Raw genomic sequence first — 279 nt, forward strand, 5'->3', positions numbered from 1 at the left:
ACGCTCGCCGAGGAGGCGATCTCCGCCATGGCGGTGTGGATCGCCGCGACGCCCTGCGCCGCCGACTGCATGTTCTCGGTCATGTCGTGGGTCACCGCGGCCTGCTCGGTCACGGCCGACGAGACGCTGAGCGAGATCGCGCTGAGTTGCTCGATCGTGGCGCCGATCCCGTCGACCGCCGAGACGGCCCGGGAGGTCTCGGCCTGCACGGCGGCGATCTGGGTTCCGATCTCGCCGGTGGCCTTGGCGGTCTGCTCGGCGAGCGCCTTCACCTCGGCG

The 279-nt window shown here is 71.7% G+C and carries 1 pseudogene; it reads right to left on the reverse strand.

The window, feature by feature from the left end:
* A pseudogene (locus ACLBYB_RS33495) lies at positions 1 to 279 on the reverse strand (methyl-accepting chemotaxis protein); the annotation flags it as partial.

It is taken from the genome of Methylobacterium sp. D54C (assembly GCF_053345595.1).